This is a genomic window from Microbulbifer sp. ABF4_148 (assembly GCF_056158985.1).
The window spans coordinates 561,474-579,922 of sequence record NZ_JBSWUI010000001.1; the positions used below are offsets into that span (position 1 = coordinate 561,474).

General features: G+C 59.6%; 19 protein-coding genes. 8 read left to right on the forward strand and 11 right to left on the reverse strand.

Features of this window, described 5'->3' with window-relative positions:
- Positions 1-26: 26 nt before the first annotated feature.
- From ACXAD0_RS02365 to ACXAD0_RS02405, 9 genes are all read right to left on the reverse strand, one after another.
- Entirely contained in the window at positions 27-380 is a 354-nt protein-coding gene (locus tag ACXAD0_RS02365; RefSeq protein WP_475086740.1) for a hypothetical protein, read from the reverse strand.
- 306 nt (positions 381-686) lie between these two features.
- A complete protein-coding gene (locus tag ACXAD0_RS02370; protein ID WP_475086741.1) occupies positions 687-1,802 on the reverse strand; it encodes a 5-(carboxyamino)imidazole ribonucleotide synthase in 1,116 nt (371 codons plus the stop codon).
- Between the two features lie 43 nt (positions 1,803-1,845).
- The gene (gene purE / locus ACXAD0_RS02375; RefSeq protein ID WP_475086742.1) at positions 1,846-2,337 is read right to left on the reverse strand and encodes a 5-(carboxyamino)imidazole ribonucleotide mutase; all 492 of its coding nucleotides are present in this window, start codon (positions 2,335-2,337) and stop codon (positions 1,846-1,848) included.
- A 292-nt stretch (positions 2,338-2,629) separates the two neighbouring features.
- Positions 2,630-3,466, reverse strand: a complete 837-nt coding sequence (aroE, locus tag ACXAD0_RS02380; protein ID WP_475086743.1) for a shikimate dehydrogenase — start codon at positions 3,464-3,466, stop codon at positions 2,630-2,632.
- Positions 3,467-3,541: 75 nt separating this feature from the next.
- On the reverse strand, positions 3,542-3,982 hold the full coding sequence (locus ACXAD0_RS02385; protein ID WP_475086744.1) for a hypothetical protein: 441 nt from the start codon (positions 3,980-3,982) through the stop codon (positions 3,542-3,544).
- A 22-nt stretch (positions 3,983-4,004) separates the two neighbouring features.
- The gene (hemF, locus tag ACXAD0_RS02390) at positions 4,005-4,919 is read right to left on the reverse strand and encodes an oxygen-dependent coproporphyrinogen oxidase (protein WP_475086745.1); all 915 of its coding nucleotides are present in this window, start codon (positions 4,917-4,919) and stop codon (positions 4,005-4,007) included.
- Positions 4,920-4,982: 63 nt separating this feature from the next.
- Complete coding sequence (locus ACXAD0_RS02395; protein ID WP_475086746.1) at positions 4,983-5,570, reverse strand: L-threonylcarbamoyladenylate synthase; 588 nt, start codon at positions 5,568-5,570, stop codon at positions 4,983-4,985.
- 170 nt (positions 5,571-5,740) lie between these two features.
- Positions 5,741-6,922 (reverse strand): DNA-processing protein DprA, encoded by a 1,182-nt coding sequence (gene dprA, locus ACXAD0_RS02400; protein ID WP_475086747.1) that lies wholly within the window; start codon positions 6,920-6,922, stop codon positions 5,741-5,743.
- A 77-nt stretch (positions 6,923-6,999) separates the two neighbouring features.
- Positions 7,000-8,061 (reverse strand): LysM peptidoglycan-binding domain-containing protein, encoded by a 1,062-nt coding sequence (locus tag ACXAD0_RS02405; RefSeq protein ID WP_475086748.1) that lies wholly within the window; start codon positions 8,059-8,061, stop codon positions 7,000-7,002.
- A gap of 227 nt (positions 8,062-8,288) precedes the next feature.
- Here ACXAD0_RS02405 and def point away from each other — a divergent pair, with 227 nt between their 5' ends.
- The 5 genes from def (at position 8,289) to ACXAD0_RS02430 (ending at position 14,161) form a co-directional block, all read left to right on the forward strand.
- A complete protein-coding gene (def, locus tag ACXAD0_RS02410; RefSeq protein ID WP_475086749.1) occupies positions 8,289-8,795 on the forward strand; it encodes a peptide deformylase in 507 nt (168 codons plus the stop codon).
- Between the two features lie 81 nt (positions 8,796-8,876).
- Positions 8,877-9,851: a methionyl-tRNA formyltransferase gene (gene fmt, locus ACXAD0_RS02415; protein WP_475086750.1), complete on the forward strand. Its 975-nt coding sequence runs from the start codon at positions 8,877-8,879 to the stop codon at positions 9,849-9,851.
- A gap of 15 nt (positions 9,852-9,866) precedes the next feature.
- Positions 9,867-11,171 (forward strand): 16S rRNA (cytosine(967)-C(5))-methyltransferase RsmB, encoded by a 1,305-nt coding sequence (rsmB, locus tag ACXAD0_RS02420; protein WP_475090294.1) that lies wholly within the window; start codon positions 9,867-9,869, stop codon positions 11,169-11,171.
- Between the two features lie 117 nt (positions 11,172-11,288).
- Entirely contained in the window at positions 11,289-12,674 is a 1,386-nt protein-coding gene (gene trkA / locus ACXAD0_RS02425) for a Trk system potassium transporter TrkA (RefSeq protein ID WP_475086751.1), read from the forward strand.
- A 35-nt stretch (positions 12,675-12,709) separates the two neighbouring features.
- Entirely contained in the window at positions 12,710-14,161 is a 1,452-nt protein-coding gene (locus tag ACXAD0_RS02430; RefSeq protein ID WP_475086752.1) for a TrkH family potassium uptake protein, read from the forward strand.
- Here the strand turns inward: ACXAD0_RS02430 and ACXAD0_RS02435 are convergent.
- Both ACXAD0_RS02435 and ACXAD0_RS02440 read right to left on the reverse strand, forming a co-directional pair.
- Positions 14,158-14,787, reverse strand: coding sequence for a CDP-alcohol phosphatidyltransferase family protein (locus ACXAD0_RS02435; protein ID WP_475086753.1), 630 nt, complete (start codon positions 14,785-14,787; stop codon positions 14,158-14,160). The two genes, ACXAD0_RS02430 and ACXAD0_RS02435, sit on opposite strands and share 4 nt — an antisense overlap.
- Positions 14,784-15,230, reverse strand: a complete 447-nt coding sequence (locus ACXAD0_RS02440; protein ID WP_475086754.1) for a hypothetical protein — start codon at positions 15,228-15,230, stop codon at positions 14,784-14,786. The genes ACXAD0_RS02435 and ACXAD0_RS02440 overlap by 4 nt, the downstream gene beginning before the upstream one ends.
- A 215-nt stretch (positions 15,231-15,445) precedes the next feature.
- Between ACXAD0_RS02440 and ACXAD0_RS02445 the strand changes: the two genes are divergently transcribed.
- The 3 genes from ACXAD0_RS02445 to ACXAD0_RS02455 all read left to right on the forward strand — a co-directional run bounded on the left by ACXAD0_RS02445 (position 15,446) and on the right by ACXAD0_RS02455 (position 18,448).
- A complete protein-coding gene (locus ACXAD0_RS02445) occupies positions 15,446-16,531 on the forward strand; it encodes an efflux RND transporter periplasmic adaptor subunit (RefSeq protein ID WP_475086755.1) in 1,086 nt (361 codons plus the stop codon).
- Positions 16,532-16,598: 67 nt separating this feature from the next.
- Positions 16,599-17,294 carry an ABC transporter ATP-binding protein gene (locus ACXAD0_RS02450; protein WP_475086756.1) on the forward strand — a complete coding sequence of 232 codons (696 nt, stop codon included), beginning with the start codon at positions 16,599-16,601 and terminating at the stop codon, positions 17,292-17,294.
- Positions 17,291-18,448, forward strand: a complete 1,158-nt coding sequence (locus tag ACXAD0_RS02455) for an ABC transporter permease (RefSeq protein WP_475086757.1) — start codon at positions 17,291-17,293, stop codon at positions 18,446-18,448. The genes ACXAD0_RS02450 and ACXAD0_RS02455 overlap by 4 nt, the downstream gene beginning before the upstream one ends.
- The last annotated feature ends 1 nt before the right edge of the window (position 18,449 follow it).

An 18,449-nucleotide genomic window follows, 5' to 3' on the forward strand; every position in this document is an offset into this window, starting at 1 on the left:
TCCTGTTGCCAGAAATTGATACGAGCTCACTTTCCCTGCGCGCGCAGCCAGCCAGAACCCGCGATGCCTCCCAAAGCACAGGCCAGGATGATCACCAGCGGAGTCAGTGTCCCCAGCGCCAGCGCACCCACACCAAAACCGCGCATCGGCAGAAGGACCAGCAAAAGAATGCCCGCGGGTATCAGGGATAGCAGAAATCCACGGGTAATCCAGCTTTTGCGCCACGGCAACATGAAAATCAACCCGCAGATGCCACCCCACACCACGCGCTGATACAGGTAAGCATTGGACAGATGCGGTGCGATATCCACAGACAGCGCGCGGGTAATCCCGTAGTGGCCCAGCGCCCAAAGTCCCAGCGCGTAGCCCAGTCCAGCCATACAACCTGCAGCAAAACAAATAGACAGTTCCCTGGTAAATTCGCGCACTGTGTTTCTCCCCAATCAATCCCTATCGCAAAAAAACGGTACTGCGATATTTCTACGATGCAGTATGCCAGACACGCTCAAATCAACCGTATACGGGGTTCAATTTTTTGTAGTAGCCACTAATCACGAGTCGGGACGACCTTGGGGCTTCTGACGGTGAGTTGGGTTTGGTCAGGGGATAAGTGGAGCGGGCAGGAAGTGAAAGAGAAAACCGCCGGGCAATCGGACCATCACCCGGCTTCTATTAACAGGCTGCTATCAGGCGGGCCTTTTGGTGGGGCCGTAAAGTGCTTCGAGCATTTCCTCAATGCGAACGGCCAGCGCTTCCTGAGAATCATCCAGCAGGATCACATGGCCCATCTTGCGGCCAGGGCGCAATTCCTTGCCATAAGACCAGACTCCGTCGTTCGCCAGCGCAGGCTTCTCGTCGACGCCGAGCATATTGATCATCACCGCGATGCGGTCGCAGCCGGTTTCACCCAGGGGCATGCCGAGAATGGCACGCACGTGGTTGGCAAACTGACTGGTCTTGGCGCCGGCCAGCGTCCAGTGGCCGCTGTTGTGCACCCGCGGCGCCAGCTCATTGATGATCAGGCCGTCATCACTGACGAAGCATTCCATCGCGAGTACGCCGACGTAGTCCCACGCATCCATCAGCTTGGCAAGATAGTTTTCCGCCGTCTTCTGCAGCGCGTCACTGACCTCTGGCGCCGGCGCAATGGAGACCAGCAGCGTGCCGTTGTAGTGGTCATTCTCCGCCAGCGGGTAGGTCACAACCTTGCCGTCGGCGGTGCGTGCACCGATCAGGGAAACTTCGCGGGAAAAGTTGATGCCCTTTTCCACCACGTATTCCTGCGGCGGCACCTGGTCGGCAATTGCAGCGAGGTCTTCGTCGCTGTTCACCCGCCACTGGTTCTTGCCATCGTAGCCGTGCTCGCAGCTCTTGATAAAAGACGGGTAACCCAGCTCGCTGACTGCCGCACAAATCTCGTCGTAATTATTGGCGGCGCGGAACGGCGCCACCGGCAGACCGGCGTCATTGATCGCGGTTTTTTCACGGACGCGGTGCTGGGTTTTTTCGAAGGCATCGGGACGCGGGTAAACCGGACAGAATTTTTCCAGTGCGCGCAGCAGACTGACATCGACGCTTTCGCGCTCGGCGGTAATGACTTCCGGGGAGCCCATGGCTTTGTAAAGAGATTCGATATCCGCGCCGTCGGCGGCATGCACGATGGTGCCTAGCCCCTCGACACAGGTGGTGTTTTCACCCCCCTCGGCCAGGAAACTGAACTCGATACCCAGCGGACGTGCCTCCTGGGCCATCATTTGTGCCAGCTGGCCGCAGCCAACAATTCCTACTCGCCTGACTGTCATCTCTACTACACCTCACTCTTTCCCGACGTCTTGCCCGCAGAAGTTATTCCACTTCCATGGGTACGCTGGCGGTCTGGTTTTCACGCCAGGCTATCAAACGCTGCTGCAGCTCCGCGTCGGTCAGGGACAGCATCTGTGCGGCGATCAGGCCCGCGTTGTACGCGCCGGAAGCGCCCACCGCCTGGGTGGCAACGGCGACACCCTTGGGCATTTGTACGATGGACAGCAGGCTGTCCATACCGGTCATAAATTTGCTCTGAACCGGTACACCAACCACGGGCAATGGTGTCATGGCGGCAATCATGCCGGGCAAATGGGCGGAGCCGCCGGCGCCGGCAATAATCACCTGGGTGCCGCGTTCGTGGGCATGCGTGGCGAACTCCACCAGACGCTGTGGGGTACGGTGGGCAGAGACCACGGCCGTGGCAAAGGGGACGCCCAGCTCGGTGAGCGGCACAGTAGCCCTTTCCATGGTCGGCCAGTCGGACTGGGATCCCATTACGATGGTGACTTTTTCGAAGGGAATCTCTTTCACTTGCGGTTAACTCCAGTGTTTCACGCGCGCCGCAGCCAATCTCGCCGCCGCACCGGGGAGGACTGGGTCGCGCCACTGGAGCCTGACCCGGCCCAAATTAAGGGGCGAGAGGATACCAAAACTCAGCGAGAAAGCACGCCATTGGTTGCTGTCCGGGGAATATCTATCAGTTTGACTGCGCATTCAGGCCTATCCCGGCAGAGGATCCACTCACTGAAACTGAAAGATAGTGTGGCGTGCCGGTCACGGCACGCATTTGTGACTGCAGAGAGGTGGGCAGTTTTGCCCGTGATCAGGTATCGGCGGCGAGCTTTTGCCGCAATTCCTCACGCAATAGAGCCAACACTGGCTCCACCGCCGGGCGCACGCCGCGCCAGAGGTGAAAAGATTCTGCCGCCTGGCCCACCAGCATGCCGAGGCCATCGGCTGTGTCGGCGCCACGCTCGGCAGCCCAACGCATAAAAGGCGTGGGTTCCGCGCCGTAAACCATATCGTAGGCGTGGCTACCCGAATGAATGATCACATCAGGCAAATCGGGCATCTCGCCACTCAAGCCTGCGGAAGAAGCATTGATCACCAGGTCAAAAGGTTCTTCCAGGGAATCCAGCCCGGCACCGGTTACCAGTCCCTGTTCAGCGAATGCCACGGCGAGGTCTGCGGCCTTGGCGCCCGTGCGGTTGGCGATATGCACCAGCGCCGGTCCCTGCTCCAGTAGCGGCAGCAATACACCGCGCGCGGCCCCACCTGCACCCAGCAGCAAAACGCGACGGCCGGCAATCGGCCAGCCCAGGCGCTGGATATCGGCCACCAGCCCCGGTCCATCAGTTGTCTCCCCGATGATCTTGCCATCGGCACGGCGCAGCAGGGTGTTTACCGCACCCGCAGCGCGCGCGCCAGGCGTCAGTTCGTCGGCAAAATCGCAGGCATCCAGTTTGAAGGGCGCGGTGACATTCAGCCCGGCACCCCCTCCCGCGAAAAACGCGCTGGCAAATGCCGCAAAGCCCTCGGGTTCGACCAAATGGCGTCCGTAGTGAATGTCCTCACCGGTTTCTGTGGCGAAGGCACTGTGGATGACGGGAGAAAGGGATTGGGCAATGGGGTTGCCGACAACAGCGTATTTTTCGGTCACGTCATGTCCTTGAAGTTCGGTGGCCGATCGGGCCTTTTTTATTCTCGATACGCAGCGGCAATGCAGTTTGCGGGGCTATTTCATTGCCCGCCAGGCAGCGCGCACCTTGCGCGCCTCATCCACAGCGATCAACCCATCGATCAACCAACCCTCGCTGGAGTGACCCAGCAAATAACGGGTTGAGGCAGCGTAGACCTGCTCGGGCTTGCCGGCGCTATCCCGCAGCAGTATCCAATTGACGGTGGCGAGATTGCAGCCCGCATTGAGTGGCTCGCTGGATGCCAGGGTACCAACGATCTGCTGGACACCAAGGCGCTGGTAGACCTGCAGGAGTTTCTGCACATGGCTCTCAAACGCCGCACGCGTCATCACTTCCTTGCTGCCATCTTCGCGATAGTAATGCAGCGGAAAGCGATAGAAGTTCGCGACCTGCGCCGCATCACCACTTTCAAACGTTCGACGGTACTCAAGAAAGAATTTGTTAATGGTCTGTTTCAGTTGCTGATCACTGTCCACGACGAACTCCTCAGGATGTTTCTCAGCGCAGGGGCACCCATTCGCGGGCGGGCAGGAAATCCGTATAGAGTGCCGCTTCGGCACTGCCGGGCTCCGGCTGCCAGTCATATTGCCAACGTACCAATGCCGGTAGCGACATCAAAATCGATTCAGTGCGGCCGCCACTCTGCAAGCCAAATAGAGTGCCGCGGTCAAAAACCAGATTGAACTCCACATAGCGACCGCGACGGTAAAGCTGGAAGTCCCGCTCGCGCTCACCATATTGCGTGTCTTTATGCTTGGTCAGGATCGGCAAGTAAGCTTCCAGATAACTGTCACCTACTGCACGCATCAGGCCAAATGCGTTGGTAAAGCCGCCCTCATGGAAATCATCAAAAAACAGACCGCCGACGCCGCGCGCTTCATCGCGGTGCTTGAGATAAAAATAATCGTCGCACCACTTTTTAAAACGCGGATAAATCTCGTCGCCAAAGGGCGCACAGGCATCCTTGGCGGTCTGGTGCCAGTGCACCACGTCCTCTTCAAAACCATAGTAAGGCGTCAGGTCGTAACCGCCACCAAACCACCAGACGGGCTCGGCGCCGGGCTTTTCCGCCACAAAAAAGCGGACGTTGGCGTGGCTGGTGGGCGCGTAAGGATTGCGCGGGTGGATCACCAGAGAGACGCCCATCGCCTGGAACGAGCGGCCGGCCAGTTCAGGGCGGCTCGCCGTCGCCGAGGGGGGCAGGTTGTCCCCATAGACATGGGAAAAATTCACCCCACCCTTTTCAATCACTGAACCATTTTCGAGGACGCGCGTGCGGCCACCGCCACCGCCCTCACGGTCCCAGGCATCTTCATAGAACTTGCCACCATCGACGGCTTCCAGCGCGGCACAGATACGATCCTGCAGATCGAGCAAATAATCTTTAACAGCCTGGATATTGATGTCACTCATGCAAAACTCACGATTCGATTGGGGTGCATAGCCGCAGGGACTTTCGTCCGGCAACAAGGGCCACTAGCCAGCGCGCAACACACGGCCACTGGCGGCATCGCGGATTTCACTGGGCGCCGCGCGGCCACCCGTGCTACCGCCACCGACAAAATCCAGCGCATCGCCAAAATAGCGCAGCACCTGGAACTTGTGCCGCGCCGGCTGACAACCACCCGGATTAGCCGAGGTGGACACTATGGGACCGCCGAAGGCGCGCGACAAAGCCGCGGTAAAGTCGTGCGCAGTATGACGCAAGGCAACGCTGTGGTGTACACCGCTGACCCAGGCGGGCACCTGGTCAAAATGTGGCACCAGCCAGGTAACCGGCCCCGGCCAGGTCGCGTCAATGCGCGCGCGCTGGTCGCCACTCAGATTCCGCAACAGCCCGGAAAAATGATCCGCTTCACCGGAAACCAGGATAAGCCCCTTTTCCAGCGGGCGATTTTTGAGGCGCAGCAATCGGGCCACCGCCTCTTGATTATACGGATCGCAGGCAAGCCCCCAGACCGATTCTGTGGGGTGTGCAATCACGCCGCCGGCGTGCAAAGCGCGCACGGCTGCCGCCAATTGCAGTCCGCTATTGTGTGGATTCAGGCGTTTGATTTCTGACAAGGAAAGGCGCTCTATCAGTCTGTTGGATGCTTTAGATCATAGTGCAGCGACGCACGCTACAGTGGATGCCGGCCGCGCCAAAGGCGTTGGCCAGTGAGCGATGATCGCAGCGTGCGTGTATGCAGAGCGCCGCAATTTAGCCCATCAACCAGGCAGGAACAAGGTGCGGGCTATACCGGTAGCGCCTGCAATAGTTGAGCGCCCTTGCCAGTGAGCTGGTAGCCCCCGGGCAGCTGCTCGACCAATCCTTCCAGCTCCAGGCTCAACAAACTCGCCATCAGTGTGCCGGTTTCATCGCCGGTTTCTGCAGCGAGCTGCTCCAGGCTGCGCGGGGCGGCAGCCAGCGCGCCCATGAGCCGCTGGTGCAAAGTTTCCAGCCCAGCGAATTGCTGTCTCAGGCGATCCGGCAGTTCTGAGGTAGTCGTTGGCGCCTGCGTGGCACCGGGCGCGGCCAGATGCGTCAGCAAGCCACCCAGCTGCGCGACAATGTCCGCACTCGTCTCGACGAGATGGGCGCCCTGCTTGATCATCTGGTGACAACCCCGCGACAACGGATGATGGATCGGGCCCGGAATGGCAAACACCTCGCGGTTTTGCTCGGCGGCCAGCCGCGCAGTAATCAGTGATCCGGATTTAACGGCGGCTTCGACCAGAAGAACGCCTAAAGAGAGCCCGCTGATAATGCGGTTGCGGCGTGGAAAATTACTCGCCTCCGGTCCACGTCCCAGGGGCAACTCACTCACCAGCGCGCCATCAGCGGCCAGGATTTGCTCGGCCAGCGCCTGATTTCGCCGCGGATACACCCGATCGATGCCGGTGCCCATCACCGCCAGCGTGACACCCCGCGCCTCGAGTGCGCCGCTGTGCGCGGCTGCATCGATGCCGAGCGCCAGACCGGACGTCACCGCGAATCCAGAACCCGCCAGGTCTGTGGCGAACGCCCGTGCATTTTCCAGCGCGGCGGTGGTGGCCCGCCGCGCACCAACAATCGCAATCTGTGGCAGGTGCAGGGCATCCGCATTGCCGCGCACGTAGAGCAGGGGTGGAGGACGCTCCACCTCCGCCAGCAACGCGGGATACGCATCATCGGCGTGGTGCAGTATGTGGATACCGAGCGCCGCACACCGAGCGCGCTCCTGTTCTGCCCAGTCCAGCAGTTCACCGCTTGCAGGGTGTTTGAGGTATGCACGCCATTGCGCTTGAGCACGCGAAGGCAATTGTTGGAGCAGGCGTTGAGGAGGATCCTGCAGTGCAGAAACCGGCGAGCCGTAATGCTCGATCAGGGACCAGTAGCGGGCGGTGCCCAGGCCTTCCAGGCGCAACAGGGCCAGGGTGGCAATCAGCGCTTCCATGCGATTTCCGTGAACTCGGTTGGGAGAGACAGACACCCGGCATCCGTGCCGGGCGATAACATCCGTGGATCAGGACATCAGGGGTTGCGAACGATATCCATGACCTCGAGCGCGCGATCGGCCTCGAGCACCAGGCCCAGGCTCATTTTCTCGAAGGAACGGAATACCATCAGCAGGCCGGCGCGTTCGTCCGGCAACTTGACGGAATCCCGCTCAATGCGGTCGCGCACTACGGCACCACGCTTGTAAATCGCCAGCACATGGCCGGGATTCAGGCCGTCCCGCAGGCCCTGGTTGATCGCAACGATGTCGTATTTGGCAATCTGGGTGACGCCCTCTTCCACACCCAGGATCACACCCTCGATCTGGTCGATGGGGGAACCCGGCTGGAACAGCGCCGCAATAGAACGCTCTTCCACCGGCAACAGGCGGTCTTCGAGGCGAATTTCGCGGGAGGTACGTGTGACCTCCATAGTGGCAACCGCCAGGTTAGGACGCGTATCGGGGTCCAGCTGGTACAGGTCAACATCGCCCACATCCAGCGCCTTCATGCCGAGCACTTCACCGGTATAGGGGTCGGCATACACTTCACCCGGACGGTAAATACCGTAGGACGGCAGCGGCTCGGAAAAGTCGCCGCGCGCATACAGGCGCATGCCCGCACCCATCAACAGGCGCTGGTCTTCCCCGGAAACTACATAAGGCGTGCCCTGGAAAGCGCCCGGCTCAACGATACGGGTACGGGACAGGAACGCATCAATGGCATCCAGCGGAATGGCAGGAATCGCGTCCTCCATGGCCTCGCGGCGCACCTGCGGCTGCAGGCGGTTGTCAGACGGGGACAGGCGATACGGGCGCGGGCCTCGCTCCAGTTCCAGGCGGGGCTCACCATTGACGTAAACCAGACGCAGACGGTCACCCGGGTAAATCAGGTGAGGATTCTCTACCTGCGGGTTGACCTGCCAAATCTCGGGCCAGTACCAGGGCTGCTGCAGGAAAGTCCCGGAAATATCCCAAAGGGTATCGCCACGCTGGACCACATAGGTGTCCGGACGATCCGGGTTGAGCGCCACGTCGGCGGCGTGAATGCCAAAGGTCGTCGCCATCAACGCAGCGGCGGCCAGAATAATTTTCTTCATGGAAGCATTCCTATGCTCTTTATCGCTATAATTCTCAGCGCCGCACCACAGCCCCCCGGGGCTCCACAACCAGACTCGTTTTTCGGGTCCAGTGGCCAGGCTTTGTGAACCAGTTCCCCTTTGTCGTTAAAGAGGGAACGGCGAGCAGCCCGCGCGGCAAATATTGAGCGCGATCATTATGTTATCAGCGCAAGTTCCACGATTACTAGAAGTTTGTCACAGGTGTTATGGCCAAACTTGAGATACTAGAGTTTCCCGATCCCCGCCTGCGCCAGGTCGCCAAACCTGTCGCCGAGGTCACCGATGAGCTGCGCCAGCTGATCGACGATATGTTCGAGACCATGTACGACGCCCCGGGTGTCGGACTGGCCGCCACCCAGGTCAATGTGCACAAGCGCATTGTGGTCATCGACGTTTCTGAAGATCAAAATGAACCGCTGGTGTTCATTAACCCCGAAATCGAAGTGCTGGACGAGGATATCCACCAGTACGACGAGGGTTGCCTGTCGGTACCGGGCTTCTATGAGACGGTAGAACGCCCACGGCAGGTGCGTATCAAGGCGCTCGACCGGGAAGGAGAGACCTTCGCCATGGAGGCCGAAGGTCTGCTGGCAGTCTGTATCCAGCACGAAGTGGACCATCTCGACGGCAAGCTGTTCGTCGACTACATCTCTCCCCTGAAGCGCAACCGCATCCGCTCCAAACTGGAGAAGGCCCACCGCCAGCGCGCCTGATCGCCAGCGCCAGCTGCCCACCGGTCGCTGGCGTCCCGAATTTTCGCTGCCGGCGCCCGGCGGCCTTGCCACAGCATTGTTATGACCAATCCACTCAAGATTGTATTTGCCGGCACCCCGGACTTCGCCGCTATGCACCTGCAGACGCTGCTCGACAGCGAGCACCAGGTGATTGGCGTCTATACCCAGCCAGATCGCCCCGCCGGACGCGGCAAGAAATTACTCGCGAGCCCGGTAAAGCAACTGGCGGAACAGCACCAGCTGCCGGTCTACCAGCCGCAAACCCTGCGTGACGCCGACGCCCAGGCGGAATTGGCCGCGCTCGGTGCAGATTTGATGGTGGTGGTGGCCTATGGGCTGATCCTGCCGCAAGTGGTACTCGATACCCCCCGGCTGGGTTGCGTCAATGTGCACGCCTCCCTGCTGCCGCGCTGGCGCGGCGCGGCGCCAATCCAGCGCGCAATCGAGGCCGGTGATGCCGAGAGTGGTGTAGCCATCATGCAGATGGAGGCGGGCCTGGATACCGGCCCGGTACTGGTGGAAGCCCGCTGCCCGATTACCGCGCGTGACACCGGTGGCAGCCTGCATGACAAGCTGGCGGAACTCGGCGGGCCGGCACTGCTGGAGGCACTGGCGCAACTGGCTGCGGGCACCGCGACACCGCAAGTCCAGAATGATGATCTGGCCAACTACGCCGGCAAGATCTCCAAAGACGAAGCGCGCCTCGACTGGCAGCGCCCGGCAGAAGAACTCGAGCGGCAGATTCGCGCGTTCAACCCGTTCCCGGTGTGCTGGACCACCCTGCCCGCGGAGGCCGGCAAAGGCGAGCAACGCCTGCGTATTTACAGTGCGACCTGGGAGCGCGGCTGTCACAGTGACACTCCGGGCACCATTCTTGGCGCTGATGCCGAGGGTATCCTGGTGGCCTGCGGCCGCGAGGCCCTGCGACTGCAACAACTTCAGATGCCGGGCAAGAAGGTGCTGTCGGCGGAAGAGCTGCTACGCGGCTACGCCGGTGTATTCACCACTGGCCAGCAACTGGGTAGCGCCATATAGATGAACAACGACAAAATGATCGATAGCCGCGCGGCCGCGGCCTCCGTCGTCGACGATTTGCTCACCGGGGATGGCTCATTGGCGCGCCTGCTGCCTCGCGCCGAGGCGCGCGTGGCTGAGCGGGATCGTGGGCTGCTGCGGGAGCTCTGTTACGGTACCGCGCGCACCGCACCACGCCTGCAACTGCTCGCCAACAAGCTACTGCGCAAGCCCGCGGCCGATTCGCTGGTCGAAGCGCTGCTGCTCGTGGGGTTGTACCAGCTGGAATACACCCGCATACCCGATCACGCCGCTATTTCCGCCACGGTTAATGCCGCGCGCGAGCTGGGGCTCGACCGCGCCACCGGGGTAATCAATGGCGTGTTGCGCAATGCACTGCGCAACCGCGAACAACTGCAGCGCAAGCTGTCCGGCAATCCGCAATTCAGCTCCATGCATCCTGCCTGGCTGCAACAGGCCCTCAAGAGCGCCTGGGGCAGTCGCGCGGCCGACGTGTTCCGGGCCAACAATGCGAATCCGCCGATGACGTTGCGGGTCAACAGCGCCCAGACCAACCGCGAGGATTATCTGGCCAGGCTGGCGGAAGCGGGTATCGAAGCGAACCCCTGCCGGGTTTCTCCGGTGGGCATCACCCTGACTGAAGCCCGCAGCGTTGCCGAACTGCCCGGCTTCGACACGGGTGCAGTCAGCGTTCAGGACGAGTCGGCCCAGCTGGCCGCCCTGTTGCTGGACCCGCAAGCCGACGAGCGCGTGCTCGACGCCTGCGCGGCACCGGGTGGCAAAACCTGCCATTTGCTCGAACAGCAACCTTCTATAAATGCCGTGGCGCTCGATATCGACGAAGACCGCCTGATTCGTGTCGAGGAAAATCTCGAACGCGTGGGGATCAGTGCCGAATTGATCTGTGCCGATGCGATCGCGACCGGCGACTGGTGGGACCAGCAACCGTTCGACCGTATCCTGCTGGACGCGCCCTGTTCGGCGACCGGCGTGATTCGCCGCAACCCGGATATCAAACTGCTGCGACGCGCATCCGACATTGAGGAACTGGCACAACTGCAGGCACAAATCCTGCGTGCCCAATGGCGGTTACTGCGGCCCGGCGGCACCCTGTTATACGCCACCTGTTCCGTGCTGCCGGCAGAAAACAGTGCGGTAGTCGCCGCCTTCGTTGCGGAGACGGGGGATGCGAGCGACAATACCCCCGCGCTACTGGCCGGTCAGCCCTGGGGGGAACCGCAGGCAGTGGGTATGCAAATACTACCCAGCCCTGACGGCGGTGACGGCTTCTACTACGCTCTGTTGCAAAAGAGCGAGTAAGTTTGCCGCACGGAGCGGTTGATAACGGTTGTCCGGTGAGCGAACAGGCGCCCAGCTATTGATGGCAGGGCGTAATAACAACAGAAACGGCGGCTCTAGCCGCGCGCCAATCCTGTTATGAAAATTGTCATTCTCGGCGCTGGCCAGGTAGGCGGGTCGCTGGCAGAAAGCCTCGCATCCGAGCGCAACGATATTGTGCTGGTGGACAGCGACGAGGAAACCCTGCGCGAGCTGCGCGACCGCATTGATATCGGTGTGGTGCACGGCCATGCCTCCCACCCCGACAGCCTGCAGCAGGCGGGCATCGAAGACGCCGATATTCTGGTGGCGGTCACCAATAACGATGAGACCAATATGGCAGCCTGCCAGATTGCGCACTCGTTGTTTCGTGTTCCGACCAAAATCGCACGTGTGCGCGCCGCCTCTTATTTGCAGTACCCGGAACTGTTCGATCCCTCTGCGATTCCCATCGACGTACTGATCAGCCCGGAACAGCTGGTTTCCGCCTACATTGCCCGGCTGATCGAACACCCCGGCGCGTTGCAGGTACTCGACTTTGCCGACGGCCGCGTGCAGCTGGTCGCCGTGCGCGCCATTCAGGGCGGGCCCCTGGTGGGCCAGCAGCTGCGCTTCCTGCGCCAGCACATGCCCAAGGTGGATACCCGTGTAGCGGCGATCTACCGACGCAACAGCCCCATCATTCCCCAGGGGGATACCGTAATTGAGGCCGGCGATGAAGTGTTCTTTATTGCCGCGCGTGCGGATATCCGCGCGGTCATGAGCGAGCTGCGTCGCCTCGAACAGGGCTACAAGCGCGTGACCATCGCCGGCGGCGGCAACATCGGCCTGCGCCTGGCACTGCAGCTTGAGAATCGCTATACGGTAAAGATCATCGAGCGCAATCACGACCGCTGTGTGTTCCTGTCAGAGGAACTGTCCAACACCATTATTCTGCACGGCAGTGCGTCCGACCAGGACCTGCTGCTGGAAGAAAGCATCGAAGACACCGATGTGTTCCTCGCCCTGACCAATGACGATGAAGCCAACATCATGTCATCACTGCTGGCCAAGCGGCTTGGCGCACGCAAGGTGATGACACTGATCAACAACCGCGCCTACGTCGACCTGGTGCAGGGCGGTGAAATCGACATTGCGATCTCACCACAACAGACCACCATCGGCAGTTTGCTCACCCATGTGCGTCGCGGTGACATGGTAAACGTGCACTCGCTGCGCCGCGGCGCCGCCGAGGCCATCGAAGTGATTGCCCATGGCGACAAGCGCACGTCCAAAGTGGTGGGGCGGAAAATAGAAGACATTGATCTGCCCGAAGGTGCCTCGATCGGCGCCATCGTGCGGGAGACAGAAAATGGCAGCGAGGTACTGATCGCGCACGACGACGTGGTGGTGCAAACCGATGATCACGTGATCGTCTTCCTGGTAGACCGCCGCCACACCCGACACGTGGAGCGGCTGTTCCAGGTCGGATTCTCGTTCTTCTAATGCTTTTTTCATTCACCTGGGGCTGAGCAACACCGATGCGCATTGCAGTCATAGCACGGGTTTTCGGGATTCTCCTGATGCTGTTCAGCCTCACGCTGCTGCCGCCGATTGGAGTGTCGCTGTGGTACGACGACGGCACCCATACGGCGTTTATCGGCGGCTTTGCGATCACGCTGGTGACCGGCCTGCTGATGTGGCTTCCGGTGCACGACCTGCATCAGGACCTGCGCACCCGCGACGGCTTCGTGGTGACCTCCCTGTTCTGGCTGGTACTCGGCAGTTTCGGTTCACTGCCGCTGATCATCAGCCCTCTGCCCGACCTGAGCATCACCGATTCGCTGTTTGAATCCCTGTCCGGGCTCACCACCACCGGAGCCACGGTGATTACCGGGCTCGACAACCTGCCTCCGGCAATTCTGTATTACCGCCAGCAATTACAGTGGGTCGGTGGCATCGGTGTGGTTGTGATTGCCCTGGCGATCCTGCCGATGCTGGGTATTGGTGGTATGCAGCTATACAAGGCGGAAACCCCCGGCCCGGTCAAGGACACGAAACTCACCCCGCGTATTGCCGAAACCGCGCGCGCTTTGTTTGTGATTTACATTACCCTGACCATTTTGTGCGGTCTGGGTTACTGGTGGGCCGGCATGTCTCCCTTCGATGCGGTCGGTCATGCTTTTTCGACCGTCGCCAACGGGGGATTCTCCACCCATGATGCGAGTATGGGCTTCTATGCCAACAACAGCGCAATCATGGCGATCTGTATCCTGTTTATGTTTACCGCGGCGATTAACTTCGGCCTGCACTTCTTTGCGTTCCGCAATAAAAGCCTGAGCCACTACTGGAAAGACTCCGAGTTCCGCTTCTGGGTCATGCTTACCGTATTCTCTGCGCTGTTGGTTAGCCTGTATCTGTGGTGGCAGGGTATCTTTTCCGCGAGCGAAAGCTTCCTGCACGGCCTCTTCCAGGTGGTGTCCATCGGTACCACGGCCGGCTTCGCCTCGGAAAATTTCTCCGCGTGGCCTGCCTTCCTGCCTTACGTATTGTTAATGCTGGGCATACTCGGTGCCTGTGCTGGTTCCACCTCCGGTGGAATCAAGGCAGTACGCGGCATGCTGATCATGAAATCTGGTGTGCGCGAACTGAACCGCCTGGTGCACTCCAATGCGGTGTTGCCGATCAAGGTCAACCGGAAAATTGTGCCCGAGAAAGTGACCGATGCGGTGTGGGGCTTTTTTGCGGTCTATATCCTGTCGTTTATTGTGCTGACGATTGTGGTGATGGCCACCGGGGAAACGTTTGTCACCTCATTCTCAACCGTGGCCGCCTGCCTGAGCAATATTGGCCCGGCGCTCGGTGACGCCGCTGCACATTACGGATCGGTGAATGATGTGGCAAAGTGGTTTTTGATTCTGGCGATGCTGATGGGGCGCCTGGAAATCTTCACGCTGCTGGTACTGTTCACGCCGGCTTTCTGGCGTCGCTAGAATTTGTCATCCTGGCCACGCAGCACGCGCCAGTACTGCACGATAAACCGGTAAATCACCACCAGTTCCGTCACGCACCCCGCCGCCACGAAAAGAATCAAACTGCGCTGGAACAGCGTCGACGCGCGAGAAACCTCAGGCAATACTTCAATCGCAATCTGATGCCCCAGACCCAGCGCGATGACCAGATAAACGATGGTGATTGCGGTTTTGGAGGCGACTGTAGAGCGCACTCGAAACGGCCGCTTCATTCCGTACCAGATCACCGGAAAAATGCTGAGCTGTATCAGGCAGCGAACCAACACCAACGTAAAGTACACCGGTCCAGTCGTACCCAGGTGCCACAATAAATAAAGCAGCGCGAGCACGAAAATCCGGTCGATAATTGGATCGAGTAATTCACCAACGCGCGACTGCCAGCCGTAGCGATGCGCAATAAAACCATCCAGCACATCCGTGAGTACCGCGATACCAAATACCACCAGTGCCAGTACCGGCCGCCGCTCCAGCGTCCAGTAAATAATTAGCGCACCGAGCAGCAGCCGCGATAACGTCAGTGCATTTGGCAGGCGGCGCCAGGGCGAAGGCTCCGGTGGTTCGCCTTCAGACATCTCATTATTTGTCATCGTGTCTGCCGTCGGCGCAACCGGATTTTATAAAAGCCGAGCAGGGCGATTGGGATAGGCAGCAGGACCGTGAGTAGCTGGTAGATGATTAGGTGCCACTGTGTATGCGCGATTAAAAAAGGCCAGTTAACAAATACCAGTGCGGGAGCCACGGACAAGCCCACAAGCGTTCCGCTACGCACGTTTCCTGCGGCGCTCACCAGCAGCCAGGCGAAAGGCACGGCGATTACAGCATTGATCGCAAGGTCATGCACAATGAGTGCAGGCCACAGGGCGGCGGTGTCCGCCAATTGCGTCACCAGCAATGGTCCCAGTGACAGGATGTCTGCGAGATGTCCCCAATACAGCGCCAGCAGGAAAAAATAAATCAGCCCCAGACCCGCAATCATAATAGGCGTGGTCACTTGGCGTGTTTTCTCAGGGCACGGCGTTCCGTAAGGCATGGGCGATCCGTCGGGATTGGTCTTCCTTGTATATAGCACCAAGGCACCAACTCCGCGGTCCACGCACGTTCGCAGGCGCCTTTTTTCGCAAGAACATGCGCCGCCGAAACGGCTGGCACGCAAATCCTTTTATCATCTTCCTTGTTGGCGCTATTTGATGGTCACGCAGAGCTTTATCTGTCACAGTGATTGATCAAGCAGTGAAGCTCAGTTCTATGGAAAGAAATACCAGTGAGCTGCTCAACCAGCTCAAAATTGATCGGGATGCCCCCGTCGAGTCACGACCTTTTTCCCCACTCGTGCTGGCATCCGCTATCGCAGTCACCTTTGCTATCGGCCTGACCGCAGGCGCGCTGATTTTCTCCGGCGACGATGCGACAGAAAGCGCCGTACCACCCTCGCTGACGGCCGTAGAGCGCAACGCCGATCCCGTCCTGGATCAACCACCAATTGAAGCAACAACGTCCGGCGCGCCCGCAGACCTCGAAACTCCGGTGTCCGCTGCAATTCCCGGCGAGTCGATACTGAGTGGCTCCGGTTATATCACTGCGCGCCGGATGGCGACGGTGTCGGCCGAAGTCATGGGCCTGATCCGCAGTGTCGATGTGGAAGAGGGTATGTCAGTAAAACCTGGCCAGGTACTGGCAACACTGGACGCTTCCAAAGCGCAGGTGAATCTCGATCTGGCGCTCGCACGTGTAAAGGTCCTGCAAGCACGGGAAAGCAGCGTGCGTGCCAATCTGGCCGAAGCTCAACGTCAGGAAAAACGTTTTCGCGGTTTGATCGATCGAGATTTTTCCAGCAAGGCGCAACTGTCTCAGACCCGCGCCAATGTCGAAAGCCTCACGGCAAACCTGGCGAGTGCGCAGGCAGATATCGAAGTAGCGCGACTGGATGCGCAGCGCGCCCGCGAGATTCTCGATGACCACACCATTCGTGCACCCTTCTCGGGGGTCGTCACGCAAAAGAATGCGCAGCCTGGCGAAATCGTAGCGCCGAGTTCGGCCGGGGGCGGATTCACCCGCACCGGTATCTGTACCATCGTTGATATGGCATCACTGGAAATCGAAGTCGATGTGAACGAAGCCTATATCGGTCGGGTCACCGCCGGGCAACCGGTGCGGGCCAATCTGGATGCCTACCCGGATTGGGATATCCCCGCGCGGGTCATCGCCATTATTCCCACTGCAGACCGTGCGCGCGCTACGGTGCGCGTGCGGATCGGTCTTGAAACGAAGGATACGCGGATCCTGCCAGACATGGGCGTCAAGGTTGCCTTCCTGAAAAATGTGACGATCTGACAACCCGAAAAATTTTTATTCGCGAAGGACATAACAACATCGCGCATATCAGCATGGAGAAAGGCCAATGGCACAGGATGTACTGTTTGATCTCAAGGGTGTTAGCAAACAATTTATCAAGGGCAAGGAGTCCATCGATATTTTCACCTCGCTGGATATGACGATCGAGCGCGGTGACTTCATGGCGATCATGGGCCCCTCCGGTTCCGGAAAGACCACCCTGCTGAATATGCTCGGCGGCGTTGACCGACCCACCGGCGGGGAGATTACCTTTGATGGCGAGCGCATCGATAACCTGAGCGAGGCGGCCCTGACGCGCTGGCGCGCCGCCAACATCGGATTTATTTTCCAGTTCTATAACCTGATGCCCATGCTGAATGCCGCGCGCAATGTCGAGTTGCCGTTGCTGTTGACGAACCTGACCCGCGCACAGCGACGCAAAAGTGTGGAAACCGCACTGACCCTGGTCGGGCTCAGTGACCGTGCCAAGCATATGCCCAGCGAAATGTCCGGTGGTCAGCAGCAACGGGTCGCCATCGCGCGAGCAATTGTCACCGATCCCAAGCTATTGCTGTGTGACGAGCCGACCGGTGACTTGGATCGCCAGACAGCTGATGAAGTGCTGGAAATGCTGCAGCTTCTCAATCGTGAACATGGCAAGACCATCGTAATGGTGACCCATGACCCGGCAGCTGCCGGCTACGCACGCCAGACCGTGCGCCTCGACAAGGGACAGTTCGTGCGGGAGGAACAACCCGCATGAGTGATCTCTACCTGATCTGGAAAAACATGACGCGCAAACCCTTGCGTCTGTTTCTGACCTGTTTTTCAATTTTTATCGCCTTTCTGATTTTCAGTGCGATTGCGACCTTTCGCGGTGCCTTGAACTCGGGTGTTGAGCTGGCGGCAGACGATCGACTGGTGGTGGTCAACCGCATCAACTTCACCAGTCCGCTGCCGCAGTCATATGTTGAAAAAGTCAGAGCACTAGAAGGCGTGAAGGACGTCACGCATATGAACTGGTACGGCGGCTATTACCAGGACGCCAAACAACAGGTCGTCATTATGGCCGTGGATCCGGCCTCCTATCTGCGCGTCTATCCAGAGATTGTCATCGATCCGGCGCAACGCCAGGCCTGGCTGCAGGACAGGCAGGGTATCCTGATCGGCAAGCGCCTCGCGGAAACCTATGGCTGGAAGATTGGTGATCGTGTGCCGATCCCATCGAATATCTTCCCGCATAAAGAGGGCGATGACGGCTGGAGTTTTGTGGTCAAGGGAATCTTTACCGGTGCAACCGAAGAGTACGATACCCGCGGCGCCGCGATTCATTACGAGTATTTTCGCCAGTCCGCCAGTTTCGGTGGTAACACGCACGGATGGCTGACACTTACCACCGCGGACCCCGGCCTGAACCAGCAGGTGGCAGAACGCATCGACGAGATGTTTGCCAACTCACAGTACGAAACCGAGACCAGCACAGAGAAGGCGTTCAACCAGAGTTTTATCGAGCAGGTCGGCAATATCGGACTGATTATTTTCGGTGTCGTGTTTGCCGCTTTCTTCACCATTCTGGTGATTGTCGGCAATACCATGGCACTGGCGGTGCGCGAACGCACCAGCGAGATCGCGGTGCTGAAAACTCTCGGCTTCCAGTCCGGGCGCATCTTTCGCATGGTGCTGGCGGAATCACTGTTGATCGCACTGCTGGGCGGATTGCTTGGTCTGGGTGCCGGCTGGTTGCTGGTGGAGGGCCTGCAACAAACACTGGGACAGTTCCTGCCAAATCTGTCGCTCGACGGGCAAATCGCCGGTGAGGCGGTGCTGTATATGGTCGGTCTCGGACTGGTTACCGGGTTACTGCCTGCGTTCAGCGCGCTGCGTCTGAACATTGTCACTGCATTTAATCGGGGGTAAT